17 protein-coding genes are annotated in these 26,044 nt (G+C 65.7%); 4 read left to right on the top strand and 13 right to left on the bottom strand.

All coding sequences use genetic code 11. From position 1 onward, the window contains the following. Positions 1-146: 146 nt before the first annotated feature. Both pnp and ACYVGK_RS09390 read left to right on the top strand, forming a co-directional pair. Positions 147-2,255, top strand: coding sequence for a polyribonucleotide nucleotidyltransferase (gene pnp / locus ACYVGK_RS09395; protein WP_460733100.1), 2,109 nt, complete (start codon positions 147-149; stop codon positions 2,253-2,255). A gap of 472 nt (positions 2,256-2,727) precedes the next feature. After that, positions 2,728-5,475 (top strand): TonB-dependent receptor plug domain-containing protein, encoded by a 2,748-nt coding sequence (locus ACYVGK_RS09390; RefSeq protein WP_460733099.1) that lies wholly within the window; start codon positions 2,728-2,730, stop codon positions 5,473-5,475. A 294-nt stretch (positions 5,476-5,769) separates the two neighbouring features. Here ACYVGK_RS09390 and ACYVGK_RS09385 read toward each other — a convergent pair whose 3' ends face one another. The 13 genes from ACYVGK_RS09385 to ACYVGK_RS09325 all read right to left on the bottom strand — a co-directional run bounded on the left by ACYVGK_RS09385 (position 5,770) and on the right by ACYVGK_RS09325 (position 24,348). Next, positions 5,770-7,230 carry a hypothetical protein gene (locus ACYVGK_RS09385; protein ID WP_460733098.1) on the bottom strand — a complete coding sequence of 487 codons (1,461 nt, stop codon included), beginning with the start codon at positions 7,228-7,230 and terminating at the stop codon, positions 5,770-5,772. 7 nt (positions 7,231-7,237) lie between these two features. Then, positions 7,238-8,158, bottom strand: a complete 921-nt coding sequence (locus tag ACYVGK_RS09380) for a hypothetical protein (RefSeq protein ID WP_460733097.1) — start codon at positions 8,156-8,158, stop codon at positions 7,238-7,240. A 10-nt stretch (positions 8,159-8,168) separates the two neighbouring features. Then, complete coding sequence (locus ACYVGK_RS09375; protein WP_460733096.1) at positions 8,169-9,461, bottom strand: hypothetical protein; 1,293 nt, start codon at positions 9,459-9,461, stop codon at positions 8,169-8,171. A 22-nt stretch (positions 9,462-9,483) separates the two neighbouring features. Then, the gene (locus ACYVGK_RS09370; protein ID WP_460733095.1) at positions 9,484-10,845 is read right to left on the bottom strand and encodes a hypothetical protein; all 1,362 of its coding nucleotides are present in this window, start codon (positions 10,843-10,845) and stop codon (positions 9,484-9,486) included. 45 nt (positions 10,846-10,890) lie between these two features. Next, positions 10,891-11,955 carry a hypothetical protein gene (locus tag ACYVGK_RS09365; RefSeq protein WP_460733094.1) on the bottom strand — a complete coding sequence of 355 codons (1,065 nt, stop codon included), beginning with the start codon at positions 11,953-11,955 and terminating at the stop codon, positions 10,891-10,893. A gap of 44 nt (positions 11,956-11,999) precedes the next feature. Next, the gene (locus ACYVGK_RS09360) at positions 12,000-13,751 is read right to left on the bottom strand and encodes a hypothetical protein (RefSeq protein WP_460733093.1); all 1,752 of its coding nucleotides are present in this window, start codon (positions 13,749-13,751) and stop codon (positions 12,000-12,002) included. A 255-nt stretch (positions 13,752-14,006) separates the two neighbouring features. Continuing rightward, positions 14,007-15,434: a S8 family peptidase gene (locus tag ACYVGK_RS09355; RefSeq protein ID WP_460733092.1), complete on the bottom strand. Its 1,428-nt coding sequence runs from the start codon at positions 15,432-15,434 to the stop codon at positions 14,007-14,009. Then, positions 15,431-16,189, bottom strand: coding sequence for a hypothetical protein (locus ACYVGK_RS09350; protein ID WP_460733091.1), 759 nt, complete (start codon positions 16,187-16,189; stop codon positions 15,431-15,433). Before ACYVGK_RS09350 ends, ACYVGK_RS09355 begins: the two co-directional genes overlap by 4 nt. Positions 16,190-16,197: 8 nt before the next feature. Next, on the bottom strand, positions 16,198-16,464 hold the full coding sequence (locus tag ACYVGK_RS09345; RefSeq protein ID WP_460733090.1) for a hypothetical protein: 267 nt from the start codon (positions 16,462-16,464) through the stop codon (positions 16,198-16,200). After that, positions 16,464-17,501: a hypothetical protein gene (locus ACYVGK_RS09340; RefSeq protein ID WP_460733089.1), complete on the bottom strand. Its 1,038-nt coding sequence runs from the start codon at positions 17,499-17,501 to the stop codon at positions 16,464-16,466. The genes ACYVGK_RS09345 and ACYVGK_RS09340 overlap by 1 nt, the downstream gene beginning before the upstream one ends. 9 nt (positions 17,502-17,510) lie before the next feature. After that, positions 17,511-22,616, bottom strand: a complete 5,106-nt coding sequence (locus ACYVGK_RS09335) for an N-acetylmuramoyl-L-alanine amidase (protein ID WP_460733088.1) — start codon at positions 22,614-22,616, stop codon at positions 17,511-17,513. Positions 22,617-22,625: 9 nt separating this feature from the next. Further along, positions 22,626-22,958, bottom strand: coding sequence for a hypothetical protein (locus tag ACYVGK_RS09330; protein ID WP_460733087.1), 333 nt, complete (start codon positions 22,956-22,958; stop codon positions 22,626-22,628). A 430-nt stretch (positions 22,959-23,388) separates the two neighbouring features. After that, positions 23,389-24,348 (bottom strand): AfsR/SARP family transcriptional regulator, encoded by a 960-nt coding sequence (locus tag ACYVGK_RS09325; protein ID WP_460733086.1) that lies wholly within the window; start codon positions 24,346-24,348, stop codon positions 23,389-23,391. A 318-nt stretch (positions 24,349-24,666) separates the two neighbouring features. Here ACYVGK_RS09325 and ACYVGK_RS09320 point away from each other — a divergent pair, with 318 nt between their 5' ends. Beyond that, positions 24,667-25,026 (top strand): helix-turn-helix transcriptional regulator, encoded by a 360-nt coding sequence (locus tag ACYVGK_RS09320; protein WP_460733085.1) that lies wholly within the window; start codon positions 24,667-24,669, stop codon positions 25,024-25,026. A gap of 176 nt (positions 25,027-25,202) precedes the next feature. Next, positions 25,203-26,018, top strand: a complete 816-nt coding sequence (locus ACYVGK_RS09315) for a universal stress protein (protein WP_460733084.1) — start codon at positions 25,203-25,205, stop codon at positions 26,016-26,018. Positions 26,019-26,044 lie beyond the last annotated feature (26 nt).

The raw sequence follows: 26,044 nt of genomic DNA, 5'->3' as shown, positions 1-26,044 counted from the left end.
CCCTGGATCCATAAAGCAGATCAGGCAAAAGCAGGTCCCTTGGCTCGTTCGGGACATGACAACGAAATCCAAGGCTGTCGCTTAGACAGCCGACCGCGCTGGCAGGGGCCCGCGTGGAACGAATCAAGAAACCAGGAATATCCAACGTGGCAAAAATCACCAAAACCTTCCAGTACGGCAACCAGACCTACACCCTTGAAACCGGCGAGATCGCCCGCCAGGCCGGCGGCGCCGTCATGGTTTCCGTCGACGGCACCGTGTTGCTGGTCGCTGCCGTCGCCGCCAAGTCGGCGCGCGAAGGTCAGGACTTCTTCCCGCTCACCGTCGACTATCAGGAAAAGTTCTACGCCGGTGGCCGCATCCCGGGTGGCTTCTTCAAGCGCGAAGGTCGCGCGACCGAGAAGGAGACGCTGATCTCGCGCCTGATCGACCGCCCGATCCGTCCTCTCTTCCCGGAGGACTACAAGAACGAAGTCCAGATCATCGCGACCGTCATGTCGCTGAACCCGGAAGTCGACGGTGACATCCCGGCGCTGATCGGCGCGTCCGCCGCGCTCGCGCTGGCCGGCACTCCGTTCCAGGGCCCGATCGGCGCCGCCAAGGTCGGTTACAAGAACGGCCAGTACCTGCTGAACCCGACCGCCACCGAACTGGCTGATTCGCAGCTCGAACTGGTCGTCGCCGGTACCTCCAACGCGGTGCTGATGGTCGAATCCGAAGCGAAGATGCTGTCGGAAGACGTGATGCTCGGCGCCGTGATGTTCGGTCATCGCGAGATGCAGAAGGTCATCAACGTGATCAACGAGCTCGTCGTCGAAGCCGGCACCAAGCCGTCGACGTGGACCGCTCCGGAAAAGAACACCGCCATGATCGGCGCCCTGAAGGAAGCCGTCGGCGGCCAGCTCGCCCAGGCCTTCCAGGTCCGCGACAAGCTCCAGCGTCGCGACGCCATCTCGGCGATCAAGAAGGACGTGATGGCCTCGCTGGCCGGCCGCGCTGAATCCGAAGGCTGGAACGCGGGCGAGATGTCGAAGGAATTCGGCGAACTCGAGTACCAGACCATGCGTGGCTCGGTGATCGACACCAAGATCCGCATCGACGGCCGCGCCCTCGACACCGTGCGCCCGATCGCTTCGAAGGTCAGCGTGCTGCCGCGTACCCACGGCTCCTCGCTGTTCACCCGCGGCGAGACCCAGGCGATTGTCGTGGCGACGCTGGGCACCGCGCGCGACGGCCAGATCATCGACGCCGTCTCGGGCGAGTACAAGGAACACTTCCTGTTCCATTACAACTTCCCGCCCTACTCGGTCGGTGAGTGCGGCCGCATGATGGGCCCGAAGCGTCGCGAGATCGGCCACGGCCGTCTTGCCAAGCGCGGCGTGCTGGCAGTGATGCCGACGATGGAAGAATTCCCGTACACCATCCGCATCGTCTCGGAAATCACCGAATCGAACGGCTCCTCGTCGATGGCCTCGGTCTGCGGTTCGTCGCTGGCGCTGATGGACGCGGGCGTGCCGATCAAGGCACCGGTCGCCGGCATCGCTATGGGCCTGGTGAAGGAAGACGACAAGTTCGTCGTCCTGTCCGACATCCTGGGTGACGAAGATCACCTGGGCGACATGGATTTCAAGGTCGCCGGCACTGCCGAGGGCGTGACCGCCCTGCAGATGGACATCAAGATCCAGGGCATCACCGAAGAGATCATGAAGACCGCACTGGCCCAGGCCAAGACCGGTCGCCTGCACATCCTCGGCGAGATGGCGCATGCCCTCACCGCGCCGCGCAGCGAGCTGAGCGAGTTCGCCCCGCGCCTGCTGACGATGAAGATCCACCCGGACAAGATCCGCGAAGTGATCGGCAAGGGTGGCTCGACCATCCAGGCCATCACCAAGGAAACCGGCACCCAGATCGACATCCAGGACGACGGCACGATCGTCATCGCCTCGGTGAACGCTGCAGCTGCACAGGCCGCCAAGGACCGCATCGAGCAGATCACCTCGGACGTCGAGCCGGGCCGCATCTATGAAGGCAAGGTCGCCAAGATCATGGACTTCGGTGCGTTCGTCACGATCCTGCCGGGCAAGGACGGTCTGGTGCACGTCTCGCAGATCTCCAACGAGCGCGTCGAGAAGGTCTCGGACAAGCTCAAGGAAGGCGACGTGGTCAAGGTCAAGGTGCTGGAAGTCGACAAGCAGGGCCGTATCCGCCTGTCGATGAAGGCCGTCGAAGAAGGCGAGGGCGTGCCGGCTGAGTAAGCCGTCGCTCTAAACGCGTCGAAACGAAAAAGCGGGCTTCGGCCCGCTTTTTCTTTATTGGCTGCCTTCGAGGGAGTTTGTCGAGGCGGGTGAGCGCGTGTCGGCCGCCTCAGCCGTTGTTCGACGCGTTGAATCAGGGCTTCGGCGTTTGTTCCTTGGCTTCGCGTCTCTTCAATGAGCGTTCGAGGAACGCGAGTGCGCGACCGCGCAGTCGCATCGAATGCGAAAGAATCCATTCGCAAATCTTTCTTTTTGATTCACTGCCCTACGTGCAATGCGTGTGCGGCACATGACAATGCTGCGCTACATGGCAGCATGCGAATGCTGGGTATTCGCGCAATAACCTCAGCTCACAAGCAACTGCTGAATGCGAATGCTGCAGCGAGTGCGGTTCTGCAAAGCTTGCGTCGTGCTCCAGCCGCGCGCAATGCGCGGCAATGCAACGACCTCTCTCCACTACAAGGACTTTCCTATGCAAGACGCAGCAAGCCGGCTACTTCGCCGGCCGCTTTCGCTTTCCATTCTGCTGGCATTGCCCGGCTTCGCCTTCGCGCAAGCCACGACTCCCGAAGCCGTGCCAAAGGCGACCGATGTGGATGCGGTGCTCGTCACCGGCTCACGCATTCCCCGCGCCACCGTCGAAGGCCCATCGCCCGTTACCGTCATCACGCATGACGAAATCGATTCGCGCGGCTTCCGCAGTGCATTCGACGCGCTCTCTTCGCTGACCCAGAACACCGGCTCGGTACAGGGTGAAGACTTCGGCAACACCTTCACGCCGGCTGCCAACGTGGTCAATCTGCGCGGCTTCGGCCCCAATCACACGCTGGTGCTGATCAACGGCCGCCGTCTCGCTGACTATCCCGTCGCCTACGACGGTTCGGTGAATGTGGTGAATCTGTCCAACATTCCGAGTGCGCTGATCGATCGCATCGAAGTGCTGGCTGGCGGCGCGTCGGCGATCTACGGTTCCGACGCGGTTGCCGGTGTGGTGAACATCATCCTGAAGCAGCGCTTCGAAGGATTGGACATCAACGCGCGCGTCGGCGGCACGCAACAAGGGGGCGGCCAGAATCAGCGCCTGCAACTGGTCAGCGGCAAGTCCACCGACAACTTCGACGCGGTATTCGGCATCGAGCTTTCGCATCGCAAGCCGATCTGGGGCCTGCAGCGCGACTTCATGGATTCGTACCTGGACGACCCCGACGGCACGCCGCCCGCCGCCACGGTGGTGACCTCCCGCAAGAACGCAGGTACGGGTCGTTATATCGATCCGGGCGCGGCCAACTGCGATGCCAACAGTGCGCTGTACCACGGCTCGGTGTTCCGCACGCAAACCCGTCTGGGTTTCTACTGCGGAAGCAACGAGGCGCAGCCGACGTTCTGGACCGTACAGACGGAAAAGAAGAACGCCGATGCCTATGGTTCGCTGACCTGGCACCTGGGCGAACATGCCGATGTCTTTGCGGACCTGGCCCTGGACGTAGCCGACATCGCCAACAACACGCGCGCGCCCAGCTGGACGTCCGAGCAGGCGACCAACGGCTACTTCTACAACCAGGCCAGTGGCCAGTACGAAACCTGGTTCCGCCGCATTGCGCCGGAGGAAATCGGTTCGGCGCATGCCAACAACCGCAAGTTCCTGGAGCGCTCGTGGGCCTTTACCGTGGGAGCGCGTGGTTCGTTCGGTGAGTCGGCCTGGGATTACGAAGTGGCCTACAACCAGGCTCGCAGCACCGACTACACCAAGCGGCGTGCGTTCCTCACGGGTATCAATGAGTTCTTCCTCGGTCGGAAGCAGGGCGAGGACGCCGATGGCATCGGCATCTACAACCCGGATCCGGCGCGTCTGTTCACGCCATTGACGACGGCCGATTACAACGCCCTGACTGCCAGCTACACCAACCGAAATGCGGCGTGGCTGCAGAACCTGAGCTTCAGCGTGAATGGCGAACTGTTCGATTTGCCCGGTGGCAAGGCGGGCGTGGCAGGCGTGCTCGAAGCCGGCAACCAGGGCTACAGCAACCACCCATCGGAATTGCTGGGGCAGGGCGTGTTCTGGAACACGCTGGCCGGTGTGCCGGCGCGTGGTGATCGCGATCGTTACGCGGCGGGCGTGGAAGTGAATCTGCCGCTGTTGACGCAGCTCACTGCCACCGCGGCTGCGCGCTACGACGAATACCGCTTCTCCGGACATTCGCTCGGCAAGGCAACCTGGAACCTGGGTCTTGAGTACCGGCCGATCCAAAGCCTGTTGCTGCGCGCGACTGCGGCGACCAGCTTCCGCGCACCGGACATGAACTATGTCTTTGCAGCCGAAACCCGCGGCTACATTCCAGGGCTGACCGACTACTGGCGTTGCCGCACGGCCGGGCAGGACGTCGACAACTGCGACTTCGCAGGTATTCCCATCGATTTCACCAGCACCGGTAGTCCGGACCTGAAGCCGGAAAACGGAAAGTCGCACGGCTTTGGCGCAGTCTGGTCACCGTCGGAGAACTTCGACCTGTCGCTGGACTATTACCGCATCAAGCTCGAGGACGAAGTCACCAATCTCGATGCCGACGGCATCCTGCAGACGGAATCGGATTGCCGCTTCGGATCGACCGAGAGCGGAGAGGCACGTGATATCAATTCGTCGCTGTGCCAGGACGCGCTGAGCCGGGTTATCCGCAATCCCCCCAATGCTGCGGTCGAACCCAATCAGGCACGTCGCGTCCTGATCAATGCGATCAACGCTTCGACCGAGACCACAAGCGGCATCGACCTGAAGAGCAATGTGCGTTGGGACGCGGGCAGGTATGGCCGCTTCGGTACTTCGTTGGCCTATTCGCTGGTGATCGATCACGACTTCCAGCAGTTTCAGACCGATCCGGTGCAGGACCGCCGCAACTCCCTCGACAGCTTCGACTGGCGCAGCAAGCTCAACGGTAGCGTGACTTGGAGCATCGGCCGGTGGGATACCACGTTGTTCGGTCAACGCTACGGCTCTCTGCCCAAGAGCGATGGCAGCGGACGCATCGCGCCGTATGCGCTGTACAACGGCAGTGCACGTTATCGCTTCAGTGACGCCGGCTCTCTCGCCCTGATCGTCAACAACCTGCGCAATTCGCGTCCGCCGGCGGATCGGAATGGTGGAGGCTGGCCGTTCTATCCCGTGGGCAATTACGACCCGTACGGGCGGCAGTTCTGGCTGGAATTGAGCTATCGCATCAAGTGATTGCGTAATACGAAAGCCCCGCCGGAAGGCGGGGTTTTTCTTGGTTCTGAAGTTCGAAGCGCACGAGCTTGGTCGTCATTCGCCACTTCCCCTCACCCTGCGTCGCTGCGCGACGCTGTCCCTCTCCCCGCAAGCGGGGCGAGGGGGCCGTGCGGCTGGGGCCAGTAGTGGGCGAGTGTCTTGCTTTTTCCTTCTCCCCGCTTGCGGGGAGAAGGTGCCCAAAGGGCGGATGAGGGGCGGGAAATGAAAAAGCCGATTTGCTTGGTTGGATACGGAGCAGTCCGATGCCGTGAGTTAATGCGTCGGCGCGGGGGGCGCGGGCCGCAGTGTGGCGGCTGTAGCGGGTGATGCCGCCGTGCCAGGTGATGCACCCGTGCCGGGTGATGCACCCGCACCAGGCGATGCAGCCGTACCAGGCGATGCAGCCGTGCCAGGTGATGCAGCCGTGCCAGGCGATGCAGCGGTACCCGGCGACGGGGATGTCGCAGGTCGCGCTGCTGTCGCCGGAGCTGTCGTCGCGGCCGGTGGTGTCGTCGCAGCCACAGGTCGCGCGGCGGCGCTGATCGCATCGTTGATGCCCGTGCGCCGCGAGCCTTCGTTCGTCAGTTGCGCTTGCAGTCGCGTATTTCGGGCAGCAGCGGGATCGGGCTCCGCTGCCGGATTGAGTGTCGCACTGCGGATGCGGTCGGCCTGCGCCTGCGCGGCCATCTGGTTGAGCGGCAGGTAATCGCTGCGGAAGTTCAGCTCGACTGACGAGTTGAGGTCGAGATCGGTATTCATCTCCTCAGTGGACTGCGAACGCTGCGTCGACACATAGCCGATGTTGTTCTCGATGTCCGCACTGGCACTCCATGGGCCCACGCCGAAGCTACCGCCGGCGCGGATGCGGTTCTGCACGCTGGTCTGGCTGCCCTGGTCCTGGTTGGCGGCGCTGCGTGTGTCGATGTGGAAACGCATCGAGGCGTTGATCTTGCCGCTGTCGATGACGATGCGGTTCATCCCCATCATCACCATCGTGGCGAGCATCTGCTGGCGTTGACGGGCGAGATGGCGACGCGCGAGCGGCACGAGCTGCTCTGGGCTGCTGGCGTCGAGCGGGTCCTCCGGTGCCATTCCGAGCGTCGCCCGGATCTCTTCGGCGCCGGGCATCGATGCGCCACTACGCAGGCGCAAGCGTGTATTGGCGACTTCATCGGGATCGGGCGTCTCGCCCGGTTCGACTTCGGGCGCGTCGTACTCGATCGCCTCCGGAAAGTGATCTGCCACCCACTGCCGGACCTGCGCCAGACCAAACTGCGTGCGTTCGAAGCCCTCGGCCGACGACGACACCGCGTTCAGCAATTGCACGTACTGCTGCATCTGCTGGCTACTGGAGTCGAGCATGGCGCGGAACACGCCATTGATAAGGTCGGTGACGAAACGTGGGAACGACACCGCGTTGAGGATGTTGTGCGTAGTCTGCGCGACGCGATCGGCCGCGGCGGCGAACTCGGGCTGGTCCTGCGCACGCGCCAACGGTGCAGGACGACGCGCGGCGCCGTGCGCGAGTTCGGCATCGGCATCGCCTTCTTCTTCGATCAGCTGCGCGGCGAGGGCGGAAACGCGCACCATCGAGCGCGCCAGCGATTGGCGTTCAACCGGAGTCAGGGTGTGGTATTGCGGTGACTGTTCGAGCACATTGCGCACGGCGCCACGGATCCACGACGGAGGTGCGTCGCGTGCTGCGGGGGGCGGGGTGGCGAGGACGGCCCTCATCGCGGACTCACGCCGCGATCGGCAGGGCCGGTGCGGTGCCGGCAGGTGAGATGGGCACGTGCGGCGCGGCATCCAGCCAGCGCTGGGCGGACATGACCAACGCGGTGTCGTCGGTACTGGTCATGTCGAGCGCGATGTTCGACTCCCCGTAGTGGCTGGCGAGCCACAACAACACCGACTGTCCGGCGCGACCGCGTTCGGCATGGCGCTGCACATCGCCTGCATTCGAGGCGGTGCCTAGCTGCGCGCCGCTGTTGGCGGAAACGGCCAACAGCGACCACAGCGAATGCACGCCGAATGCGGCCTGCAGCATGCGGTCGCGCAGGAACCCGAGTGCGGAGTTGATGGTATCGACCATGTCGCGTGCGGCGATCGACGCCATCGGGTCGACGCGCTGGGCCAGGAATTCGGCGAGCGACTGCGCGGTCGTCGCCAGCGTCACGCCTTCGCGCAAGTCGCTGCCGTCCGCCTCGGCCACGATTGCGGCGCACATGGCCGACATCAGTCGTTCGAAATGCGGTGGTTCCAGCACACGCGCGAAGATCGCCTCGCGCTCGGCCTGTTCCAGTCGCTCGTGGCGGCCGCGCCAGAACCGGTTGAGCTGCGTGGCGATCGGTCCGAGCGGTTGCGTGATCGTGCCGCTGGCGAACAGCCCCGTGATCAGCTCCGCGCAGCGCAGCAGCCCCGCCTGTTCGAGCTCCCCAGCGAAGTACAGTGGACCGGCCGCCTGCAACTGCGCGGCATCCATCGCATTGGGTGCACCGTCGGGCAGGTCGATCGCACCCGGGTCCGGCAACGACATCGCGCGAGCCACGGCGTGCTCGTGCGTGGCGACGGCCGAAAGCGCGGTAGCCACAGCGCGCAGCAGATCGCCCTGCGCGCCGCTCCACGGCATGCACACATCCGGCGGTGGCGGCTTGAGGCGCATGGCGATGCGCTCAGGCCGGTGTCGTCGCGGCTGCGCCAGCCCCCGCACGCGGCGGCGGCACGTTCGGATCCACCGGCGTCGAGTTGCCCTGGATCGCGGCGAGCATCGCTGGCGATGCGAGCTTCTCCATCGGGAAGTAATCGCTCTTGAAGTTCACCCGTACCTCGCCGGTGAGCTTGGCCTTCATGTCCTGCTTGGATTCGGATTCCTCGCTGACCGAGGACGAGACCGTGGTCATGTGCCGCTGCACGTTCTCGTTGTGGGTCGATGCGCCGCTCCACGGCAGGCCGATGCTGGCCTTGGTGCTGTTGCGGTTCATGCTCGACTGGGTATCCGTCAGGCCCGCATTGGCGTCGCGCATCATTTCGTCGCTGGCGCGGAAATCGAACACCACCTTGGCGTTGATGAGCCCGTCGGTGACCACGATGCGATTGATGCCCAGGATCACCATCGACGACAGCATCTGCTGGCGACTGCGTGCCATCTGCAGCCGCGCAGCCTGTACGAAGCGCGCCTCCTGCTCCTGATCGGAGATATCGTTGATCGGGTTGGCGAGTCCCAATTCCTGGTTGATGCGCGCCATCGCGGCATCGGCATCGTCGACGTCGCGCATCGCCAGCGTGTTGCCGCCGTTCTCACCCGGCGCAACCTGCAGGACGTCAGGGAATTTGTCGGCGACGTAGGCACGCGCGTTGTCGAGAGTGATGTTGTCCTGCGCGAACTGGTCGACCGATTGCGAGACCGACTTGAGCAATTCCCCGTAGGCCTTCATCTGCTGGATCGAGGCATCGATGATGGCCTGGAACACGTTCTGGATCAGACCGCCGACGAACTTGGGGAAGTCGACCGCCTCCATCAGCTTGCGTGCATTGGTGCCGAGCCGACTGGTCGATGCGTCGACGAAATCTGCGCCTGCCGAAACGCCAACCTTGTCGGACGCCTTGGACTTGGCCTGATCCACTGGATCGGCCAGGGCGCGCGCAGCGGGAGCCGCCGTTGGCGAAGTGGCCGGTGAAGCCGTCGTGGGTGCGGCATCATCGCGACGAAGCACGCCGCCACTGGGTCCGAGTTCCTGGCGCGCAAGATCGTCCGGGTTCGCCATGTACGAAGCCACGCGCACCATGTTGCGTGCGATCTCGAGTTGCTGGTCCGGCGGTAGTGCGCGGTAACCGGGCGAGGACTGCAGCATTCGCCGCACGTGTGGGCGTACGACGTCGAGCGTCGCATCACTCAGCCAGCTCGGCTCGTTGCTGGCAGGGCCGGTGCTTCCGGTGCTGAAAGAGCGCGGGGCGGCAGCTAGCATGGCGGGCTCCGGTCGAAGTTCGTCAGACGGTGGTCGTGGGCGCGGCAGGCGCGGCGGCCGGTGCGGCTGCGGGAGCGGCGTTGGATGATGCAGGCGGTCGCGAAGCCAGCGTCTTCACCATGCCCGGCTGCGCATTCATCTGGATCGCGGCGATCGATTCGGGATTCGCGAGTTTTTCCAGCGGCAGGTAGTCGCTCTTGAACTTGACTTCCATGGTTCCCGCAAGCGTGGCCTTGGTTGTGAGGCTCGCATCGCCCGAGGTCTGCGTGACCGACTGCATCTGGATCAGTGGCTGGCTGACGCTCTTGTAGTCGCCCTTGGTGTAGAAGCTCGCGTCGCGTTTCGTCTCGTATACGCGACCGTCGGGCATCCGCACCAGATTGCTCGAAGGCCCGGTGCGCACGATCGAGCCGTTGGCGACGGACTCGGTAGTGACGGACGCGTCGCTGTAGTCGAACGATTGCGCCGTCGTCTGGAACTGCATGTTGTCGCGCGCCTGGAAGTCGTACATCACCTTCGCGCTCAACTTGCCGTCGGTGACCACGATCCGGCTGATGCCCAGCATCACCATGGTCGCGAGCAGTTGCTGGCGGCTGGTGGCGATCTGCGTGCGCGCGGCGGGCACCAGCAACGCTTCGACCAGTTCGTCGTCGACCCGGTCGACGGGTTGTTCCAGCGGCAGCGACTGGTTAATGCGCGCGAGTGCAGCGGCTTCATCGATATCGGGGCGGAACGTCACCCGCGGCTGCGGCGGCCCTGCGGGCGTGTCGCCGAAGCTGCTGCCGAAGCCGGACATGCCGCCGAACGGGTCATTGCCGCCCATCTCCAGCTGGAACACATCGGGGAACTGTTGCACCAGATGGTCGCGGCCCTGGTTCTGCGTGGTGTTCTCGTCGCGGAATTCGGTGAGGCTCTTGGATACATCGGCGACGAGCTTGGCGTAGGCCTCCATCTGTTCGATCGAGGTCTGCACGATGGAATGGAATACGCCGTTGATAAGCCCCGCGCAGAACTCGGGAAAGTTCACCGCCTGCAACAGCGCACCGGCCTGGGCCACGCCTTCGCGTGCCCCCTGCGCGCTGAACTTGCCGCTGGTGTCGACGTTGGTGCCGGTGGTCGTGCTGCTGCTTTCGCCGGCAAGCGCGCGCACCTGCGCGCCGGGACGAGCAATCTGGCCCCCGGGCGCAACCATTTCCTCGCCGATGCGCACCATCCCTTGCGCCAGGTTGCGCTGCGCCTCGGGCGATAGATGGCGAAAAGCCTCAGTGCGCTCGAGCAGTGCGCGCACGGCCTGGCGTACCGGCGTGCGCGCGTCCACAGGGGCGGTCGCCGCGCGGGCCGTACGCTGCGAGGGCGGGAAAATGGAAGCGTGCGCGGTAGGCATGATCGGCTCCGTACGGCATGTGGTGTCGCGTTGCGATGTCGACGGTTACTGCAGTCCGCGCGCCTCTTCGAGCGTGTCGCGCATTTCGAACTCGATCGGCCGCACATACAGACTGATGCGGGCCGGCGAGCTTGGATTGACGCGGATGCTCAGCACCGAGAAGTGCCCCTGTTCCTCGGCACCCATGCCGAATGCATCCAGCCAGCGGCTGAGTGCCGCCAGTTGGCGCGGGCGTTCGGCCAGACCGAGTTTGAGCAGGTCGAGGAAGCGCGACGGCAGGTCGGGAATCGCGGCGAGGAGGACTTCGAGCTTGAGCTCGGCGCCTTCGGGCGTTTCGCGGATGCCGACCAACACGCCGCCTGGCGGCAGTTCGAAGCGTCCGCCGAGCGCGACGCCCACGATGCGCATCAGGCTCGGCAACTGATGACCGATTCCCAGCCGGTTCATTAGCGGCCCGAGCGCGGAGATCATCAGCGGCCCGCGATGCAGGAAAGTCACGCGCTGGCTGCCGGTGTCGCGCTTGCAACCGATCGAAGTGAAGATCGGCATCAGCGTGGGCATCTCAGTCATCACCTGGCGCGTGAGCATGGCCAGCCCCGGCGAGAGCGCGTCGATCTGTGCCGGCAGGAGCTCGTAGTAGATCTTCGCCGCGTACAGCCCGTCCTCGTCGAAGGCACTGCCGAACCACGCGCCATAGTTCATCCACGACAGGCCGCCGAAGCCACGCCATTCCTCGCTGCGCGAATCGAACCACTTGAGCGCGTCGCGGCCGAAGATCGGCGAGACCAGGCGACGCATCTCGCGCGTGGCTTCATCGCGCCGTGCGAGCGGTGAGGCGTTCGGTCCCAGCGGTTCGATGGTGAAGCGCAGCGTATTGGGCTCGGCTTCGGAGAACGACGGCTCGTAGGGCACCGCTCCCGGTGCGAGCGAATTGCGCGCGTACGAGAGGTCGTCGTCGGGCAGGTAGAAGGTGCGATCGATCAGGCCGTCGAGGAACGGCATCGGGTCGCGCGTGCCCAGTGCACGCGCGGCCGACTGCAACGAACGCGTGACCAGGTGCTTGACCGGTTTCGCATCGGACTGCGATTGCGAGAGGTATTGGACGCTCATCGGAAGGCTCCTGGAAAGGGACAGGCCGGATCTGTGCGCACGGGTTACATGCCCGGCAGGCTGATGCCGGCGCTGTCGAGCACGTCGCGCGCCACCTGCGGTATGCCGCGGTTCTCGACCGGACGGCTGGTGATGACCGGCGACTCGGCCGATTCGGCGTAGTGCTGGATGCTGTCTTCCTGCACACCGCCGACTGCCAGCCACTGCTCGCAAGCCTGCACCAGATCCCAGTCGTTGGGATCGACCATCGGCTGATCGCTGCCGCGCATTTGCGGGTTGGTCAGCGCGCCGATCGAGATCACTTCGCCATAACGGCCGGACAGCCGTTCGTGATGGTTGGCCAGCCAACGAATCACCACGGCACTCGAGCGCGCCTGGGTGCGATGACGATGCGTGTTACGCGGACCGCCCAGATAGTTGGCATTGACCTGATCCATCACCTGCCACATGTCGCGCGCGCCGAAGCACGCCCGCAGTTCGGGATCGGAGAGCAGGTCGCGATATTCCAGAATCGTGGTCTGCAGTTCGGCAGCGGCGAAACGCACGATGCCGAAGCTGTGCACCGACAGATTGGCGGCCAGATCGCGACCGGCCTTGCGCACCTGTTCCTGCGAGACCGCGACAGGGATCTGGCTGCGCAGCATGCGATCGACGCTGAGCTGGCGCCCGAAGGCCGATACCGCGGCGATGAAGCGCAGCCACAGTTCCTTGAACTCGACGTTGGCCGGTGTGTTGGGATCGCCCTCGTTGCGTCCGAGGACCTGGCGATAGAGATCGAACCGCTCGCCCTGCGTCATCCGCTCACCGGCTTTCTTCAGGTAGCTGTAGAGGTAGTCGCCGGCCTTGCCGCGGGTAATCGGCAGCAGGCCCGTGCGGAACAGATCCACGCACTTCTCCACGACCTGCGGCATGTTCATGTCTTCGCAGCTGGCGGCGAACGCTATCGCTTGTGCGCCCAGCAGGTTTTCGCGCTCGGCTACCTGGTCGGCGCTGTCGTCCCATTCCGGCAACGAGATTTCGGTCGACGAGATCGGTGCGCCTTCGAGCACGCCCGTCTGCATCTCGTAACCGTTCTGGATGCGGCTGGCCAACCAAGAATCGTTGGCGCTGACGTTGGCGCTGGCCAAGCGACGGACCAACGCGGCGACGCTGCGTGCGCTCAACGCGCACACGACGTCGTCGGGGCCGGGGCGGAACTCGAAGTCGGTGCTGACCGGGTCGCGACGCTCGTTGGGATCGCCGCCGGGGTGCTGGCTGCCGATGATGTCGCCGTCGATCAGGCCGGCCGCGATCTGCGATTTCAGCGTGACCTTGTACTGCTGCGAGAGCTGCGCGAACGCGGCGTCGAACAGTGCGCGGTTCTCGCGGTATTCGCCCTGCGCGGCGCTGATCTTCTGTACGAAGCCCTTGCGCCCGTCCTCGATGTTGTTGTCGAGCTCCAGCAGACCGCAGATGCCTGCGATTTCGCGCTCGCGTTCCTCCAGGCCTTCCACCGGACCGTTGATCAGGCGCTGCGAACCCATCAGGCCGTGGATGTGGATGAACTGATTGTTCTCGGCCAACTCTTCCCACGGCCGCTGCCGATAGGTGGAGGCGACCACGCGATAGAACGGGTCGGCGGTGACGTCGCTGGCCAGCGTGCGCTTGATCGTCTCCAGTTCCTGCAGCTGGGCCGGCGTCAGGCCGTCCAGGTTCTTGTTGGCCAGGATCGATTCGTACTTGAGCAGGCGTGCGCGCAATCCCTCACGGGTCTTGTGCTCGCGTTCGCCGAGGTCGACCAGAAGGATGCGGTTCATGGCGGTTCTCTCGTCGTGTGAAGGGGTGTGGGATGCAGCAGAACGCGACGCGCGCGTAGGCGTGGACGTCGATGACGTGCCCGACGAGGGCGCGGCGGATGCCGGTGCCTCCGTGGGCGATGTAGCGGTGGTCCGTGTCCCGAGCTCGACGGCCGCGGAAGAACGGGCCGGCGCGGCAGCAGCCTTCTCGGTTGCGCCTCTGCGCGGTGTCGTCGAACTTCGTTTGGTCGCCATTTCAGGCCTCCTTGTTGTGGCTCAGGCCACGGCCGTCTCGGGTGGAACGTCGGACGTCGCGCCGCCATCGGCTTCGCGAAGTTGTTCGTCAACATGCGCATCGAGCGCATGCATTGCCGCTAACGCATCGATGACGCCGGCTCCGCAGTCGGTCACGCCGGGCTGCGCGAACGGGCGCGCGCTGGCCATCAGGACCGTGCGTGCCTCTTCGCTGGTCAGCGGCCAGGCGCGACGTTGCGCGCGCGAAGCGAGAAGGGCGCAGACCGCGGCCACGAAGGGCGCGGCGAAACTGGTGCCGGTGGCGGTCTGATAGCCGTCGAGTCCGCAGGTGACGATGTCGCGGCCCGGGGCGCACACCGCGACATGCGTGCCGCGCGTGCTGAAGGAAGCGGGCCGCATCGCGGCGTCCACCGCGCCGACGGCGATGACGCCCTCGTGTGCGGCGGGATAGAAGCTTTCGGTCAGCCCGGAGTTGCCGCTGGCCGCCACCAGGATCACGCCGCGCGCCAGCGCATACCGGATCACTTCCTGGTGCGGCTTCGGCGCATCGCCGGACAGTGCGGAGTCGGGCGTGCCGAAGCTCATGTTGATGACCTTCACACCGAGGTCGATCAGCCGCTTCATGCCCGCGTCGATGTTGTCGAGCGCGCCGACGCCGAAGCGCTTGCGGTCCGCGCCCACCGCCGCGCCGAGCACGCGCACCGGAGTCAAACCACACAGGCCGGCACCGCCGGGCGACATGCCGCGTCCGCGCGCGACGAGGATCCCCGCGCAGCCGCTGCCGTGGCCGACATCGTCGTCCGGGCGCTCGCCACGATTGCGATAGTCGCCCACTAGCGTGAGGCCGCCGACGGTTGCCGGATCCAGGTCGACGCTGTCGAAGCCGGCGCGCACACGCGTGTCGAGTTCGGCATGGTGGATGGCGACGCCGGTGTCGGCGAGCCCCACGACCACCGCGGGATCGCCGCTTTCCATGGCGAGGGCCTGCGGCAACTTGATGGCGTTGTGCGCCCACCCAGGATCGGCAGCGCGATGATGCGGATCGGTGGCGATGCGCGCCGCGTCGAACGGCGCATGACACAGGTAGTCCGGCGCGACGCGTTCGACCATCGGCAGCTCGGCGAGGGCCTGGAGCAGTGTGGGTACGCCTTCGGGATCGCGCACCTGCACGCGCAGCACGCGGGCCACGCCACTGAGCTGTTCGGCATCGTCGAACCGGCGTGCACCGGTGACATTGCGCTCGGCGCGACGCACGCGCGCACTGTGCAGCCGCGCAACGCGGAGTGCACCGCCGTGATGACGCAGCAGGCGATCGATCGCGCCGCGGTCGATGTAGTCGGCGATCGGCGTGCCATAACCCTGTACCGCGCGCAGGCCTGGCACGTGCTCGGGCATCTCGCCCAGCTTCAGCGTCAGCAGAAGACGGCCCGGCACCATGGGTGTAGTCATGGCGTGCTCCAGCGGCCGAGTTGGCCTTCGCTGAGATGCACGCGGGCTTGTTCGCCGTCGCCGAAATGCACTTCGGCTTCGCAGCCCAGTTGGGTGGCGAGTGGTGCGAGCACGATCTCACCGTCGCTGGCGGCGACCACGGGCACGGCGGTTCCTGCGGCGAATACCATCGGCAGGCGGCCCGCACGCAGGCCCGGTGCCTGCATGTACACACGCTCGGTGCCGCTGCCGTTGCTGCGTTCGACGTGGGAGACGCGCGGTGCAGCAGCTCGCAGCAACGCCTGCTGCAGGCGGTTGACCGGCATGCGCGACAGACGGGCGATGACATCGGTGCCGGCTGTCTGCTTGAGCTCGTTGAGCTGGGTGATGGTGCGTACGCCGATGCGTTCCAGGCGCCGCTGTTCCTCGTCGGAAATTTCGTCGCCCAGGGCTTCCTTGAGGTTGAACTTCGGATCCTCGGCCTTGAAGTCGACCGCGTTCTCTTCGACCATCGACTTGGTGATCGTGGTAAGCGCGAGCTTGATCGTGCTGGCTTCCGCTTCGCCCGGGCCGGCGGGACGCACGTAGACGTCGTCGTCGACCATCTGCACGAACGCACGCAAATCGATCGTCACATCCTTGACCGCGAAGGTGAGCGGCATCTTGCCGACGCGCGCCTTGATCGCCATCGATGCCTGCGCCTTGTCCAGCTGCTCGGTGAGCGCCTGGATGAACAGGTCGAACGGAACGCCCGAGTCCTGAACCAGCGGTGGCATGCGTGCGCTCATGCGGCGGCCTCGTCGGCTTCACTCGCGCTGTTGCCATCGCTGCTCCAACCGATCGACAACCGCGACGGCGAGGCGATCCAGGCATCGATACCGCTACTGCGCGGCACGTCCGCCAGCAGCACGCAGCCGCCGTCGCGGAAGATCGGACGGAGTTCGAGCGGGAGCACCATGTCGACGTTCGCCAGGCGCACGCCGCCACGCACTTCGATGTCGGTCAGACCGTCATGCAGTTCGCCGAGCAGGGCGGAGAGTTCGCGCAGCATCACGCGCCTCCCTCATTCGTTACGGCCGGTGCCGGTGTGGCCGGTGCAGCGGCGGCTGGGGTTGCAGGTACCGCCGCACGCATCGCCGGCGAATTGCGCTGGACCAGCGCGACCTTCGCCGCGTCCGCAAGGCGGTCGAGCGGCAGCGTCTCGCTGACGAAATTGAGTTTGACCTCGCCGAACAGGTCCGCACGCACGCTGGATTCGTTCTGCGCATTGACCGCGAGCGTCGACACCATGGTCGATGACTGCCCGCCGTAGGTGAGAGCGCCGCGCTCGCCCCAGTTGGCGACGGCCTTGGGATCGCTGCTGGTGGCGTACTGCACACCGGCGGCATCGCGCGCGGCGGCCCGGAACATGACTTTGGCGCTGATGCTGCCGTCTTTCACCGCCACGCGGTTCATGCCCAGCAGCACCATCGTGGCCAGCAGTTGCTGGCGTTCGCCGCCGATGTGGGTGCGTACCTGCGGCAACACGCGCTGTTCGATCAGTTCGGTGGTGAGCTCCTCACCCTCGATGCCGAACTCGCTTAACCATGCGGGCATCAGGCCTTCGGACACGGGAGCCAGTTGCGGTTCGCTGCGCGTGGCGCCATCGGGCAACAGCAGCGTGAGGTCGCCGGGGTAACGGGTGGCCAGCCAATCGCGTGCCTGGTTGGCGGTGACGTTCTCTTCGGTGAACTGGTCGACCGTCTTCGCGACGGCGGACACCAGGCTCGAGTAACTCTCCATCTGCCGGATCGACGCGTCCACAATCGCATCGAACGTGCCGTGCACGAGTTGCGCGACGAAGCCGGGGAAGTCGATTTCGTTGACCATCGCGCCAGCGCGGCGCGCGATGGTTTCGGTGGCAGGTGGTTTGGTCGACGTTGCGGGCGCCGCGCCGTTGGACGCAGCCGGATCGCCATCGGCGAGTGCGTGCGATGCCGCGTAGCCTCCGCGCTGCGTGGCGGAGCCATTGCGCGGAGCGGCTACCCCCGGCGGGAAGATGCCGCCGCCGCGGGTAGTGCCGTTGCCTGGAGAGAGGCGCGCGGACATGGTCGCGCCTCAGGCTGCCTGCGTAGCGTCGAGCCAGCGATTGGTGCGCTCGTAGCGCCCATCGCCGAGCAGTTTCAGCTCGATGCGTGCGGCCGGCGCGCCCTGCGCGAGGCCGCTGAAGCGCACATCGATGCCGACTTTCACCGCAGCGACGCCGCCGATGTCGGGCAGGTCGTCGATGCGTGCCAGCACGTCGACGCCATAAGTGAGGTTGGCAGGCGTGCCAGCAACGATCGCCACGTCGCCGACCGAACCATCGGCTTGGCTGCGGAATGTCACCCGCAATGGCAACGGTGCGGCTTCGCCCTCGATCGCGGGCCATGCGCCCAGGTCGATGACGACGTCGGTGGGTGCGAGCGAATTGACCGCGGGGATCGACACGCTCGGTGCCTTGCGGCCTTCGAGCTGATCAAGTGCCCAGCGGCTCGCGCCGGCGCTGCCACGCACGGTGCTCATGCGGGTGCCGGGGACGCGTGTGGGTTCGATGGGTTCGGAACTGGCGCCGTCCGCCGACAGCGTGCGTGGACGCGGCGGTGCTGCCAGGCGCAGGCCGCGGACGCCGAGCGATTGCGAGGTCGTGCTCGCTGCCGTTGCTGGCAGATACAGCACGCGCCAGTTGCCGTAGTCGGGTTCGGCCATGTTGCCGAAGTCGGCGGCGAACTGTTCGAACGGCAGCCAGCCAGCGCGCCCGCGGTTGGGCGGATTGAAGACCACCGGATCGTTGTCGAAGGCGACTTCGGTATCCCACGGATTGAGTACCTTCACTTCGACCGACGCCGGGTTGGACAAGTCGCCGCGAATGCCGGCCAGCACCACCGCATGCGGTGCGCCGACGATCACGACCCACAACGGCCCGCGATCGCGCAGCCATTGCGCCCATTGCGTCGGCGAGTGGTAGATGCTGGCGTTCGATGGCTGCTCGATCGCGACGAATCCGTAGCGCCCGCTCACGCTGGTGAGCAGGTTCCAGTCGTAGGAGGTGGACAGCGAACCGCCGACCTCGCGTGCCAGCGCTTCGGGATCGACCGAGCGGACACCACGGAAGCCCAGCAGCATTGCCATCGACGCGGCCCAGCAGGCGTTCTTGTCGGGTTGCGGAATCAGGCGGACGTCGTGATCGACGCCATCGTCCGAGAAGGCACGCGTGGTGCGGTAGGAGAACGTCGTCGCGCGGCCTTCGATCCAGTCGATCTTGGTGGGCGTGATGAAGCAGCCGCGATTGACGCTCACGCCGCCTGAGGCTTCGATTGGTCCGCGCGTGACGTGCACGCCGCAGACGAAGGCTTCCAGACCATTGCCTTCATCGCGCACGGTGTACACGGGCGATCCGCTCGCACCGGCGACCGCGAGGATGTCGTAGTCGATCGTGTCGGGCGTAGCCTGGTTCTGCGCGTGGCCGCCATGCAGGTGCTGTTTGTTGCGATCCGCTACCGGGCCGAGATTTCGATGCAGGTTCGACCCCGACGAATAGCCGCACACGGCCAGCGGCATCGAGTTGGCCGGTGTGGCCTGCATGAAGCGGAAGTACTGGCCGTTGGGTGCCGCGATCGGCGCGTTGTCGATCACCGCCAGATCGTTGTCCCAGTTGCCATCGCCGGTATAGCGCGGTGCCACGCGCCACTGGCTCGAGTCGATGGTTGCCTCACCGAACGGTGTCGTGCCCGCGCCGTTGCGTCCCGGAACGATCTGCACCGTGCTCATGCCGTGCAGGTTGTGCGCGCAGGTCAGGATCTTGTTGGGTCCGATGTAGAAGCCGGTGCCGGTGTACGCCGTGCCGTCCGGCGCGGTCATGCGCAGGAAGCAGATCGCCGAATGCGGGAACGCGGACGTGTCCTGGACACCGACGTACCACTCCTCGCGCTGCTGACTGAAGGCGTCGTTTGTGCACTGCAGGGCGGTGCCCGGATTGGACGGGTCGTAGTAGGGCGTGATCAGTTCCTGCGCGCGCACCGGGGCGGAGCGCTGCTTCGCATCGAACGAGAACGTCGTCGCACGGCCTTCGATCCAGTCGATCTTGGCGGGCGTGATGAAGCAGCCGGTGTTGACGCCTTCGTCGGCGCGCAGGCCGCTGACGTGCACCGCGCAGATCAGGGCTTCCAGGCCGTTGCCGTTGTCACGCAGCGTGTAGACCGGCGAGCCGCTGGCGCGCTTGAGGGTCAGGATCGGGTAGTCGATCGTCTCCGGCGTCACCATCTGGCGCGCGTAGCCGCCGTGCAGGTGTTGCTTGAAGCCGTCCATCGCGGCGGTCAGCTGCGGCACGGCATCGGAACGCGACGAGTAACCGCACACCACCAGCGGCATCTGATCGCTCGGCGTCGCGTTGAGGAAGCCGAAATAGCGTCCGTTGGGCGCGGCGATGGCGACGTTGTCGATCACCGCCAGGTCGTTGTCGTAATTGCCCGCACCGGTGTAGCGCGGCGCCACACGCCACGAGGACGACGTGGCATTGCAGCGGCCGAACGGCTCGCTGCCACGGCCGTTGTTGCCGGGGATGATGTCGACGTTGTTCTCGCCGTGCAGGTTGTGTGCGCAGGTCAGGATGCGGTTGGGACCGATGTAGAAGCCGGTGCCGCGGCTGGTGACATTGCCGGCGGCGTCCTTCATCTCCAGCAGGCAGATCGCCGAATGCGGGAAGCTGGCGGTGTTCTCGACGCCGACGAACCACTCCTCACGCGCCAGGCTGAAGGCGTTGTTCTGGCAGGTCAGCGCCGACGACGGGTCGGCCGGATCGTAGAAGGGCGTGAGGATTTCCTGGGCAACAGCGTGCGCAGGGCGGCGAAGTCCCTGCGAGGTCGCGGCCGGCGTGGCGCCGGTCGACGAGTTCTGCGCCAGCGCATCGGCGGCTAGGCGCACGCAACCCATGTAGTAGTCCCAGTCCCAGTAGCTGCTCGGGCAATCGTGGTTGTCGCCGGGTGTGGCTTCGATGTGGCCGATGATGTGCTGGCGATCCAGCGGGATGCCGTATTGCGAGCACAGCCACGTCACCAGGTGCGCGGACGCCTGGTATTGCGGTTCGGTGGGCGGAAGATCGCGACGGTTCAGGCGGTAGGGCTTGTTCGCGTTGTGCTCGATGCCGATGCTGCGCGAGTTGGCGCTGGAGGCGTGATACGCCGTGTCGGCATTACGCACCATCTGCACGACTTCGCCATCGCGACCGACGATGTAGTGCGCGCTGCTTGGACCTGCCTGCCGCCCGGTCTTCGGATCTCTGCGCTCGCCGTCCTGGAACCACGAGATCGTGCCGTTGATATTCGGACCGCCGGCGGTGATGTGGATGACGATGCGGTCGACTACCGCGCCGCTGCGGCGCCCCGTGCGGTAATTGCGGGTGTGCGCCGCGACGAAGCGGCTCGCACCCGGATAGTCGGGCGTGGGCGTGGTCAATGCGCGCACCGCGCCGCGGTAAGACTGTTCGGTCGCGAACTCTGCTTCCACCGGCTCCGGATTGCAGTCGAAGCTGTCGGCGTCGCCGTTCGAAGCGGCATCGCCGTTGGAAGCGGCATCGTCATCGGACAGACTGCGCGCCGCGCCCAGCGAGAAGCTCAGCGACTGGCCCCAGGCCGCGGCCTGCGAACGGATCCAGGCCAGCTTGGCCGGCGTGATGCGGCAGCCGAGGTTGGTGGTGTCGCTGGCGCCGGCTACATGCACACCGACCATATGCGTGCGCGGCGTGTCGGAATTCTCGATGTAGTACACCGGCGAGCCGCTGGTACCGCCGAGCGACTGCAGGTCGTAGTCGAAGGTTTCATCACTGGGCAGGCTGCGGATGTAGCCGCCGTGCATGTGCTGCCGGTCGGCGTCGATCACGTCGTTGACGAACTGGTCGACCGCACCCGTCGGCGAGGAGTACGCCGCGTACCCGGAGACCACCACGCCTTCCGGACGGGACTGGGTGAGCTCCTCGACCAGTTCGAAGTAGTCCGGCGACGAAACCGCATTCGCGGCCGGCACGCGGATCAGTGCCATATCGAAGTCGCGGCTGCTCGACGTGTACGACGGATGCTTGACCATGTCGGCCGCGCGGACGCGGAAGCGCCCGAACGGTTCCTGCGCGGAAGCCGTGCCCGCGCCGTTCTTGCCGCGGACGATGATCAGCTCGCTCTGTCCATCGACCACATGCGCGGCCGTCAGCAACAGATTCGGTGCGATGAAGAACGCGGTGCCGTGCTGGGCGCCCTCGGCGCTGCCGTCGGCCCTGCGTGCCTGGCAGATCGCGCTGTGCGGAGCGACGGTGGTGTCGCCGACGCCGATCAGCCATTGCGCGCTGGAGACGAAGAATCCGATCTGTGTGCGCAAGGCATCGAGCCAGTCGCTCGGTTGGTAATACGACGACACCACGCGCAGTTCGCGTGCGCTCGGGGCGCGGCGGGGCTGGGATGCCGAGAGCGCATAGCCGTTCGGTCGCTGCGCGTTGTAGCGCAGGCTCTGCGCCGTGGCCGGCGGCGTTGCGGACGCTGCCGTGGGTGTGGTCGCAGGCGCTGTTGGCGCAGCGGCCGGTGTGGGCGCAGCCGCAGCCGGCTGATGCCAGAGGTCATCGGAAAAGCCGTCGCTATAGGGCGCCGCGCCGGTCGCACCATTCGTGGCTGCTGCTCCATTGCCATTGCCGTTGACCCGCGGCGCGGTGTTGGTAGCGTTGCCGTTCACGGCGACAGCGGCGTCGCCGCCCCATGTCAGCGCGGACTTGCCGGCACCGTACCCGCTGGCGTCGCCGTTGGAATTGCCGTTGCGCGCGGTGCGGCGCAGGCCGCGTTCGGTCAGGCCGGCAAGACTGACGTACATGGTGCCGCTGTCTGGAGCGCGCACCGTGATCGGGCGGTTACGGTCGTTTTCGGCGAACGTGGCCAGGCCAAAGTACAGGCGCGGCTGACCCACGAAACGCGCCACCACCTGCGGCGGCACCAGGTACACCGATTCGCCGCTGCTGGTTGTGCCACTGGTCAGCAGCGAGCTGGCGAAGAAGTTGCTGCGCGTGCGCTTGGCCTGGTTTTCGGTCTTGAACAGATCCGGGTCTGTGGCCAGGCCGATCTCGTAGAGAGGCTGGTCGGCGCGCACGCCGAAGCTGAGCACGCTGAAGCGATCGTTGATCGAATCGCGGATTGCGCGGATGCGGGTCATGGCGAACTCCTAGCGACGCTTGCGTGCAGGGGTGCGCACGGCGGCCTGCGCCGTGGGCGAGGGGATGGGGATGGCGATCGGTGTCGTCGGTAGTTCCGGGTTGCCGTCGTCCATGGCCGAAGCGATGTGCTCCCAGAAGCGCTGCTGCGCATCGATGCCGATGGACTCCAGGTGCGGCTTCATGAAATCGAGCACCGATTCGAGGTTGCGGAAGAACGCCCGCTGTCCGGTCTCGATGTGTTCCACCGAGCCGCGCCACTCCGCGATCGCGCTGTCGCCGTCTCCCCGCTCGCACCACACGCGAACGATGAATACGGCCGTGCGGTCCTCCAGCAACGCCATCGCGGCAGCCTCCGAGCGAACTCGGCCCGACTCTCCGCCGGGGACATCACACGTGGGTCACGCGTCGATCACCGTTGGATCACGTGGCTAGTGGGGCGTGTGATGTCCGGAACAGGCGCGCGGTGATTCAGGCTGCCGGATCCCGGTGACCTGGAGAGGGTGGACGGACAGTCGACGCGACGCAGAGTCACCCATGTCGATTGGGGCAACTTGAATTTGTCGTGATTCCGGCGAGCGCCGGAGGCGCTCCACAGCAGCGAAGCTGGTAATCCAGCTCTTCGATAACTCACTGGAAAAGCTGGATCCCGGCGTTCGCCGGGAGGACGAGTCTCAGTTTTTCAGCGCTGTTTTGGTCGTGCACGAGAAGTCGCCCCTCAGGTGAGGGCCATTCGTGTGACGTCCCGAAGCCGCGAAATTCGGCGTGACGTCGCTACGCGACGATCTCGCGCTGCAATAGCTGCAGGCTAAGTTGCAGCTGCGAGTCGGCAGCCGCGAGGTGACAGCGTGCGATATGGATCATCGCGTTGGTGTCTTCCCCGGGTGTCGGTTGCAGCGGGGTGGGCGAGGGCGCTGGCCAGGATGGCAGCGAGGATCGCCCGGCCATTGCCTGCGCCTCGGGCGCCTGTCCTACCGCGCTGTCGGCGATGCGCCGGTAAAGCGCCTGCGTTTCGCGCATGGGCTGGATGGCGAGCTCGCGCCGCAGCAGTTCGCGGCAGTGCTCGTACTGGCGAAGCGCCAGTGCGCGCTGGCCACTGAGCACGAACAATTGCATCAGTTCGCGATGGATATCCTCACGCAGCGCGTCGCTGTCCAGGATCGCCTGGGCATGGCGGATGCCCTCGGCGTAGTCGCGGCGGATGGTGGCGATCTGCATCAGGCGACCCAGCGCGTTGAGATAGTTGCGGCGGTACTTCTCGCGCTCGCGCAGGGCCCAGTCGTCGGTGACGTCGAGGAGGATGTCGGACTTGTACAGCTGCACGCCGCGGCGCAGGGCCTCGATTTCCTCATCGCTCAGGCGTTCCGGTGGCTTGGACAGACCGGGTCCGAGCAGGCGATCGAACTCCTCCACATCCAGCCACACACCTGCCGCGCTGTTGAGCCCGATCGCGCCGCGCCGGTCGCTGAGGATCAATTCGCCGTGCTGGTAGGGAGGGCGCTCGATCAGGCGGCGCAAACGCCACAGCGCGGTGTTGAACGACCCCGTCGATCCGGACGACGAGCCGCGTTCCGGCCACAGACTGGCCAGCAGTTCCGAGCGACTGAACGTGCGTCCATGGCCGAGCGCGAGGTAGGCCAGCAGGCTGGCGCTACGTCCTGCGACGGCTTGCGCGCCATCGCCCACATTCCCGAAATCGACCGACAACGAGCCGAACAGCCAGATCCTCAGCATGGCGCAATCCTTGCGTAAGTGCGTAAGAGTGGTTCGGATCACGCCCTGTGCTGAAGCGCGCGTTGTATCGCCGTTCCCCGCATGGTGGTGCGGCCATCCCCGTTCGGCCGCCTTCTGAGGTACGCGATGACACGCGCGAAGCGGCCGCGATGCAAGGGGGGCACCGGCCGCGGGCACAACAGCCCTGCTGTCAACGCGTCTTCACACTCACTTATGCCCGCGCCCGCGATCGTCGGCTAGCGGGACCTTACCGCGTAAGCTCAGAATCGCTGGCGGGTAAGTGATCCTTACATCTGGACCGTTACGGGGAGGGAGCCCATGACTACGCTGTCGCAGCGCATCCGCAAGGCCCGCACCAAATTGGCACTGACCCAGGCGCAACTCGCGTCGCGTATCGGCGTCAAGCGCAGTGCCGTGACGCAATGGGAGCATCCTTCGGGCACTTCACCCAGTGTGGAGCACCTGATCCAGATCGCCACCGAAACCGGAGCGGGCTTCGAATGGCTCGCGACCGGCCGTGGCGACTGCCTCGTCGACGTGGCCGCCACCACGCCCGCACTGGTCGTCACCGATTACGCGCACGACCAGTACGAAACCGAGGCGCTTTCGCACCTGCGGCGCTTGCCGATGGCGACCAAGCGCATGGCGGTGGCCATCCTCGATGCCATGGCGCGCTGAGCGTCTTCGCCGCACGAAGAAGGGCCCGCATCCAACGTTGCTTCCATTGCCCGGGCTGCCTGAATCAGCAGGCGCATGGCACAAAGTGCGAGCCAGCTCACGGGCTGACGCTTCTTCACCGACCAGCGGTTCGCCGCGTTGTTGGCGGTAACGGATGATTTCCGCAGGAGGGCGTCATGGATCTGCTGGTCCGCGCGACTCGTTACCCCGATTGGGATCCTGGTGTCGTACTTGCAACGCGCCTTGCCGGCCAGATGGGCGCGGGTCTGACCGCGATGCACGTAGTGCAAGGCGGGATGCCACCGGTTTGGGATTACGACGCCGCGGTTCTGCTGAGCGAGTACGCGGCTGCGATCGAGGAACAGATTCATGAGGCGCGGGCGGCCGGGACATTCTTCGAGGCCTGGGCCGAATCGATGGGTTCCGTGTTCCCGCAATGGCTGGTGACGCAGGGGCACATCGGTGATGCGCTGCGTTACACCGGGAATTGGCACGACCTGGTGGTGCTTGCGCGCGACGTCGATGATCCATGGGGCCGCCCGCCGGCACTGGCGTCGATCGTGTTGCATGCCGGGCCGCCCTGCCTCGTGGTGCCGCAGGGCAGGGGCCGGCTGGATCTGGATTGCATTGCCATCGCCTGGAACGGCTCGCTCGAGGCGATCCGTGCGCTGCATGGAGCCCTGCCGCTGTTGCAGCGTGCGAAGCGGATCGTGTTGTTGATGGGGAGGCACCGAACGACGCTGCCCGAGGGCGCCGTCCCGGAGTTCGCGCTGGAAGCCTGGTGCCGTCGGCACGACTTCGCGGTGGAATTCGAAATGCTCGAGGACGTCCCCGACATGGGGGCCCTAATCCATGATGCGGCCCGCAACAACGGCGCCGATCTGCTGGTGATGGGCGCCTACGGACGCTCGCGCTTCGCCGAGCGCATTCTGGGTGGCGTCACTCGCTACATGCTGCAGCAGACCGATCTGCCGGTGCTGCTGCGGCACTGATCACACGTGGTACGCGAACGTCGCCA

The sequence above is a fragment of the Lysobacter tyrosinilyticus genome, assembly GCF_054779815.1.
Note: the sequence above shows the minus strand (reverse complement) of the source record. Positions and strands in the feature narration are given on the sequence as shown.

What these genes read in the sequence shown, in the direction of transcription:
- ACYVGK_RS09350 (WP_460733091.1), bottom strand. Translation starts at nt 16,189, where the DNA reads ATGCCACCGCTGGTTCAGGACTCGGGCGTTCCGTTCGACCTGTTCATC.
- ACYVGK_RS09370 (WP_460733095.1), bottom strand. Translation starts at nt 10,845, where the DNA reads ATGCCTACCGCGCACGCTTCCATTTTCCCGCCCTCGCAGCGTACGGCC.
- ACYVGK_RS09345 (WP_460733090.1), bottom strand. Translation starts at nt 16,464, where the DNA reads ATGCTGCGCGAACTCTCCGCCCTGCTCGGCGAACTGCATGACGGTCTG.
- ACYVGK_RS09315 (WP_460733084.1), top strand. Translation starts at nt 25,203, where the DNA reads ATGGATCTGCTGGTCCGCGCGACTCGTTACCCCGATTGGGATCCTGGT.
- ACYVGK_RS09380 (WP_460733097.1), bottom strand. Translation starts at nt 8,158, where the DNA reads ATGCGCCTCAAGCCGCCACCGCCGGATGTGTGCATGCCGTGGAGCGGC.
- ACYVGK_RS09320 (WP_460733085.1), top strand. Translation starts at nt 24,667, where the DNA reads ATGACTACGCTGTCGCAGCGCATCCGCAAGGCCCGCACCAAATTGGCA.
- ACYVGK_RS09335 (WP_460733088.1), bottom strand. Translation starts at nt 22,616, where the DNA reads ATGACCCGCATCCGCGCAATCCGCGATTCGATCAACGATCGCTTCAGC.
- ACYVGK_RS09385 (WP_460733098.1), bottom strand. Translation starts at nt 7,230, where the DNA reads ATGAGGGCCGTCCTCGCCACCCCGCCCCCCGCAGCACGCGACGCACCT.
- ACYVGK_RS09365 (WP_460733094.1), bottom strand. Translation starts at nt 11,955, where the DNA reads ATGAGCGTCCAATACCTCTCGCAATCGCAGTCCGATGCGAAACCGGTC.
- ACYVGK_RS09390 (WP_460733099.1), top strand. Translation starts at nt 2,728, where the DNA reads ATGCAAGACGCAGCAAGCCGGCTACTTCGCCGGCCGCTTTCGCTTTCC.
- ACYVGK_RS09340 (WP_460733089.1), bottom strand. Translation starts at nt 17,501, where the DNA reads ATGTCCGCGCGCCTCTCTCCAGGCAACGGCACTACCCGCGGCGGCGGC.
- ACYVGK_RS09330 (WP_460733087.1), bottom strand. Translation starts at nt 22,958, where the DNA reads ATGGCGTTGCTGGAGGACCGCACGGCCGTATTCATCGTTCGCGTGTGG.
- ACYVGK_RS09355 (WP_460733092.1), bottom strand. Translation starts at nt 15,434, where the DNA reads ATGACTACACCCATGGTGCCGGGCCGTCTTCTGCTGACGCTGAAGCTG.
- ACYVGK_RS09360 (WP_460733093.1), bottom strand. Translation starts at nt 13,751, where the DNA reads ATGAACCGCATCCTTCTGGTCGACCTCGGCGAACGCGAGCACAAGACC.
- ACYVGK_RS09325 (WP_460733086.1), bottom strand. Translation starts at nt 24,348, where the DNA reads ATGCTGAGGATCTGGCTGTTCGGCTCGTTGTCGGTCGATTTCGGGAAT.
- ACYVGK_RS09375 (WP_460733096.1), bottom strand. Translation starts at nt 9,461, where the DNA reads ATGCTAGCTGCCGCCCCGCGCTCTTTCAGCACCGGAAGCACCGGCCCT.